This window comes from Maribacter sp. 4G9 (assembly GCF_002742265.1).
Taxonomy (GTDB): domain Bacteria; phylum Bacteroidota; class Bacteroidia; order Flavobacteriales; family Flavobacteriaceae; genus Maribacter.
Genome location: NZ_MDGL01000164.1, coordinates 25,844 through 31,927 on the forward strand (window position 1 = coordinate 25,844; position 6,084 = coordinate 31,927).

Below are 6,084 nucleotides of genomic sequence, written 5' to 3' on the forward strand. Positions count from 1 at the left end.
ATCTTCAATTTATGAAGACGAATATAACACTCTCCATTGACACTCGGCGAAAAAGAAAAGATGGCATGTGTCCGATTATTTTCAGATTGAGCCATCATCGAAAGACCATTGCCATTTCAACCGGATTTGCCGTTCCGCCAGAATACTGGAATGAGAAGAATCGTGAAGTCAAGAGAACCTATAAAGGTGTTTCGTCAGTACCTCGTTTGAACAATATGCTGACCAAAAAGAAAACCGAATTAAGGGACGACATTAATTTGTTGGAAGAAAACAAACAGTTGGAAAGTCTGGGCATAACTGACTTAAAACGCATCCTTACCAAAACGACCAAAAAAGTTTCCTTTTTCGAATATACACAACAACTCATTGATGAAATGGAGGAAGCCCAACGATATGGCAATGCGAGGGCCTATAAAAGTGTTCTGGGGGCATTAAAGAATTTTCACAGGAAGAAGAGCCTACGGTTCGAGGAAGTGAACTATGCCTATCTCAAAAAGTTTGAAACAGCACATTTGAAGAAAGGAAACAGCATAAATGGGTTATCGACCTATATGCGTACCATCAGGGCCATTTACAACAAAGCCATTCATCAGGAAATTGTATCGGCCGACAACTATCCATTTAGGAAGTATAAGATAAAGTCGCAACCTACCGCAAAAAGGGCTATAAGTAAGGATAAGATTAAACGTATTCTCGATTTAGAATTGGAATTCGACAGCGCATTATTTCATACCCGTAATTATTTTCTGTGTTCCTATTTAATGAACGGCATTTCGTTTATCGACATGGCTTTCTTAAAGGTAGGTAATATTATTGACGGCAGAATTCAATACCGTAGGCAAAAGACCGCTAGACCATATGACATCAAAATTACAGGGCAATTATCGTCTATCTTGAATTATTATTTAGAAGACAAAACAAAGAAAGATTTCATTTTCCCAATTGTACGAAGGGAGAATGCCCAAGACCAATACTATGATGTACAATGGGAAAGAAAGCGTTACAACAAACGTTTGAAAGAAATAGCCGAACTGTGCGATATTGAAGAAAAACTAACAAGCTATGTAAGTCGTCATTCGATGGCTACCAATCTTATTCTAAATGACGTACCCATAAATGCGCTCAGTAAAATGCTTGGACACAGTAAACTTCAAACAACGGAAATTTATATCAAAAATCTGCCTACCCATATTATGGATGAATATCAAGAAAGATTGGAGATATGAATCAAAAATTCAAGTAGCTTCTTGTGCTACTCTTTAAAAATAGAGGAGCTTAACCGTAAATGTCGGAGCAATTGTCGGAACTCGTGACGGTGCAATTGAGGGAGCTAGTGAGGGAGCAACTGAAGGAGCTAATTAAAAGTTGATTTCACTTATTGACAGGGAGTGTATTATGTTTAAGAAATCGTTTCGCCACTTAAATCTTGTTCAATATTAGTGTTTGTTCATTGTCAATGAACCTCATAAAATAATGAACGCAAATCCAAACGGGACTTGGTGCTGAAAAAATTTTGCAATACGGATAACGAAAATGTGATAGTAGTTCCGGCGGCTTAATCGTTTAAGTTGATTAAGGCAATCACCTATCAAAATATTTAAATATTTGTTTGCAATTAACTACGTTTAGTATAATTTTTTGCAAATGGATTTCTTGTGGTAGATTAGGTTGTCACCATGCCACAAATGGCAAAAATTTAAAAAATCCTTGTTTTATAGCTTAAACCGCTCTGTTCCTCTTAAAATTCTCGGCCTGTTCAAAAATTTCCGTATAAACTTCGTCTCGCTCGACAGGAGGGTAGCCATGTTCATCGAGCAATAGTATCAATCCCACTTTTAGGGCGGCCTTTATATCGTTCCTTCTGCTCCAATCCGGGAATTTCGCTTGTGAATCCACAAGTTCCTTTACTGCTTTGGCCAGTTCGATCAGCTTTTCTTCGGGATAGGTAAAGTCATATTTGATGCACAGCTCTTTTAAAATATCGTAGAATGCTTTTTCCTCGAAATCGATTCCCAATGTATCTCCAGCTGAAAATTCTTTTTGTACTTCCCAAATCAGATTGGTCAGTTGCTCCGCCATTTCTTCATAAACTTCACTGCGCAGCACATCGTTTTCTTTGCGTTCATTGTAACGGGCAACCAAGGATTCCATCTTTTTTGAGAAGTCAATCCCCTTTACTTTGTTGACTTTTCGCATTTCGCCAATAACTTTGGCCAAGAGCTGTTGTAGCAGTTTTATTTTGGTATTGGGGAGTTTGATCTTATCGATTTTAGCCAAATACGCTTCATCAAAAAGATCTTGTTGACCGCTGGCCTCATCGCCCATTTTATAAATTTCCTCAACGCCATCGCTGGCAAGGGCATCTTTGATCATTTCCCTTACTTTGGCGTTCATTTGGGCGGTGTCGGGGGCATTTCCTTTGGTAAGCTTAAAAACAATGGAACGGACAGCCAGATAAAAATGGACATAATCCCGTTCCGTTTGCATTAGTTCCTCGCTTCCGGCACAAATATCATAAGCAGCCTTGAGCCTTTTGACCAATCCCATAAACCGCGTTTCGATTTCTTTGGTGCGCTGTACATGCTCAACCGCCCTATTGAGCGTATTGAGTTGCTCTAAAGACATCCCGTTAAAATACCCGCTATTGTCGAATTTATGGAAAATTTTATCCAGCAAATCTAGATGGTTCCGAACTACCACAAGGGATTCCCTGATATCTTCAAAATTCTGCCTTTCCCCTTTGTTGTATTGAGCCAAGGCCAGATTCATTTGTTTTTTGATGCCGATGTAATCAACGACCAATCCCTTGTTCTTTCCTTTAAACTTTCGGTTGACCCGTGAAATGGTCTGGATTAAGTTGTGTTGCTGAATTGGCTTATCGATATAGATGCTATCCAAAAAGGGAACGTCGAATCCCGTGAGCCACATATCCACTACAATAGCTATTTTAAAGTTGGATTTCTCATTTTTAAACTGCCTGTCCAGTTCTTTTCGGTATTCTTTGGTGCCCAATAGATCATACATTTCCTTGGGATCGTCCTTTCCCCGGGTCATGATCATTTTGATGCGCGCCATGGGTTTGATTTCCCGTTTTTCCTTATCGGTCAATGATGCTCCTTCCTCCGCTACTTTGATGGCCGCCCATTCGGGTCTTAGTTCGACAACATTTTTATAAAAGGCATACGCTATCTCCCGACTGCTGCAAACTACCATCGCTTTTCCCTTTACGGTAGCACCCTCGTTGACACGCTTTTCATAATGGATAACAAAATCTTCCGCAATGGCCTGCAAACGATCGGGGTCGCCCAAAATGGCGTTCATACTGGCCGACTGCTTTTTGCTTTCCTCTACTTGGTATTCATTTGCACCCTCTTCTTCCGCAACTGCCCTGTAATATTCCTCAATTTTATACAATTCATTATTTTGAAGTGCAACTTTTGCAGCCCTTCCTTCATAGACAATACGGACGGTAATTTCATCTTTCACCGATTCCGTCATGGTATATTCATCCACAACCTTGCCGAAGACATCCAAAGTGGCATCAATGGGTGTTCCGGTAAAGCCTACATAGGTAGCATTTGGCAATGAATCGTGCAAGTATTTGGCAAAACCAAAAGTCTTTTGAACCCCGTCAGCGGTTACTTTTATTTTTTGGTCGAGATTGGTCTGACTGCGGTGTGCCTCATCGGAAATGCAGATTACGTTGTTCCGTTGGGTCAACAGTTCGGTGTCTTCGGTAAATTTGTGGATGGTGGTCAAGAATACACCGCCACTTTCACGGCCTTGCAATTGTTCCCTTAGATCTGCACGGCTTTCTACGCTGGTTATGGTGTTGTCGCCGATATAGGTTTTGGCATTGGTAAATTGACCCGATAGCTGGTCGTCCAAATCGGTGCGATCTGTAATCAAGACAATAGTAGGACTTTCAAAATACTCGCTTTTCATTAATAAGCGCACCAAAAAAAGCATGGTAAAACTTTTGCCACATCCCGTAGCACCAAAATAGGTGCCACCTTTACCATCCCCTTCCGGTTTTTGTGCTTTTTTGATACTATCGTACAAAGCCCGCGCCGCATAATACTGCGGATAACGGCAAACTATTTTTTCATCTCTCTTTGAAGCGTCGGGCAAATAAATAAAATTGCGAACAATATCGCGCAGTCGGTTGTGGTGGAGCATGCCCTGTACGAGCGTAAACATACTGTCTATGCCATCAACGTCTTTGGCCAGACCCGCAATTCTGCGCCAGGCATAATAAAATTCATAGGGTGCAAAAAATGAACCGGCCTTGGTATTTACACCATCACTAATAACGCAAAAAGCATTGTATTTGAAAAGCTCTGGAATATCTCGCTGGTAACGGACAGTCAGTTGTATGTATGCATCGTAAATGGTCGTGTTTTCCTGAATGGCGGTCTTAAATTCAAAGACTACCAAGGGCATTCCGTTTACGTAAATGATGCCATCGGGAATGCGGCGTTCCGTGCCTACGATTTCCAGTTGATTTACGAATTTATATTTATTCTCGTTGGCTTCGGAATAGTCGATCAAGTAGATCCAGATGTCTTTTTGGGTACGGTCTTCCCGTTTCAGGGGAAATCCATCCGAAAGCATTCGCATTACGATTTTGTTGCTTTCATAAAGGTCGGAAGATGGCAAGGTCTTTAATCGAAGTATGATGGATTGCACCTCCGTTTCGGTTATCCCTTCTTCATGATACTGTTGTAAAAGGAAATGGCGCAGGTCTTCTTCAATTAGTACTTCGTCCTCGTCCCTTAATATGGCATTGCCCAAATGGTGCGGATACCCTTCCTGTTCCAGTTGGGTCGCAAATACGGCTTCTAATTGTGCTTCGGTAAACTTCTTACCCATTTGGTTCGCTATTTATTTGCCAATGGCCCCTTGTACCGCCCACTCGTTCCAAAATATTTTTTTCCTTTAGGGAATTTATATTGTTGTCTATTGCCGTTGTGCTGATACCAATGGTTTCCGACATTTCCCTTTTACTGATTTTAGGATTATCATTAATCAAGCGAACGATTTTCTGTTGACTTTCTACCAACCCATTTACCAACCTATTTACCAACTCATCTACCAACCTATCTTTTGGCTTCTCTTGTGCGGCTTCATCAACAGGTGCCGCAGATGGGAATACCATTCTAAGGAAATTATCGGAAAAATGAAAACACGCTTTACTGTACGATTCCAATATTCTTGGGATGCCCGAACCCAGTTGTTCCACAAGATCCAAATCTTTAAAAATCCGCATGAGTTCTTTGTTGCGCGGAATGGAAAAGCCATCGAAAAACTCGTTCTTACTCAATCCCTCGGGCAACGAACCCGCAGACGTAATTTCAATTCTATCTTTAAAAATCTCAAATTTAGGAGCTACCTCACGTGTATAATCGTTATGCACAAAGGCATTGATAATCGCTTCCCGTAAGGCAATAGTGTTCCAAAGGCGTGTTTCTTTACGCTCTTTGGCCGTTATCTCTGTGATGGTCCGGTTTTCAATGGCGATTTTATCCAATACATTTTTAGTCGCTTTTATTAACGAGACATAGCCATACTCGTTGCTCTCGGTCAAATCTACCCGTGTATCGCCTTTGTATTTGGCAACTTTTACCGACACGTTATTTTCATCTGCCAAGAGGTAGGCCGCATAGTTTAAATCGCCTTGTGGCGTAACGAGTTCTAAATTCTTTTGAAACTGCTTGTTGAGCGGTTTTTGTTTTTCCTGATAATAGATACGCAGTTGTTCAAAACTTAAATCTTGCCTGTTCGCCTTTATTTTACCAATGGAATTGCGGGTGCGGGAAGCGAACAATTCCTCTATCATTTTTTGGGGCATCGGTTCGGCGGCCGTGCCGATACGTAGAAAACATCCTTTTTCGGTCATACTGGAAACGCCGGACATAGTATACCACCCTCGCCGGGTTAAAGTGACCATAGCTGGCCGGAGGAAAGTGACCCACTCCCGCCGGGCCAAAGTGACCCACCTTTAGATTAGATCTATCTGTAAAAAGTCTAAGTGCTTTTTTTGTTAAAAAGCACCATGGCGAACAAGCAGATAGACATGCGAAA

Annotated in this window: 3 protein-coding genes and 1 pseudogene; 1 reads left to right on the plus strand and 3 read right to left on the minus strand. The window is 41.3% G+C overall.

What is annotated here, in order from left to right; translation table 11 throughout:
* Positions 1-11: 11 nt before the first annotated feature.
* Positions 12-1,226, plus strand: coding sequence for a site-specific integrase (locus tag BFP75_RS17095; RefSeq protein ID WP_099546565.1), 1,215 nt, complete (start codon positions 12-14; stop codon positions 1,224-1,226).
* A gap of 493 nt (positions 1,227-1,719) precedes the next feature.
* On the opposite strand, the gene BFP75_RS17100 is transcribed toward BFP75_RS17095, so the two are convergent.
* The 3 genes and pseudogenes from BFP75_RS17100 to BFP75_RS17105 all read right to left on the minus strand — a co-directional run.
* A complete protein-coding gene (locus BFP75_RS17100; protein WP_099546566.1) occupies positions 1,720-4,872 on the minus strand; it encodes a type I restriction endonuclease subunit R in 3,153 nt (1,050 codons plus the stop codon).
* On the minus strand, positions 4,865-5,158 hold the full coding sequence (locus BFP75_RS22760) for a winged helix-turn-helix domain-containing protein (protein WP_410504095.1): 294 nt from the start codon (positions 5,156-5,158) through the stop codon (positions 4,865-4,867). Before BFP75_RS22760 ends, BFP75_RS17100 begins: the two co-directional genes overlap by 8 nt.
* Positions 5,140-5,899: pseudogene (locus tag BFP75_RS17105) on the minus strand (ATP-binding protein); the annotation flags it as partial. The pseudogene BFP75_RS17105 and the gene BFP75_RS22760, both read right to left, overlap by 19 nt.
* Positions 5,900-6,084: the final 185 nt, after the last annotated feature.

Excerpts from the sequence above, each read along its gene's own strand:
- BFP75_RS17095 (WP_099546565.1), top strand. The coding sequence starts at position 12 with ATGAAGACGAATATAACACTCTCCATTGACACTCGGCGAAAAAGAAAA.
- BFP75_RS17100 (WP_099546566.1), bottom strand. The coding sequence starts at position 4,872 with ATGGGTAAGAAGTTTACCGAAGCACAATTAGAAGCCGTATTTGCGACC.
- BFP75_RS22760 (WP_410504095.1), bottom strand. The coding sequence starts at position 5,158 with ATGGTATTCCCATCTGCGGCACCTGTTGATGAAGCCGCACAAGAGAAG.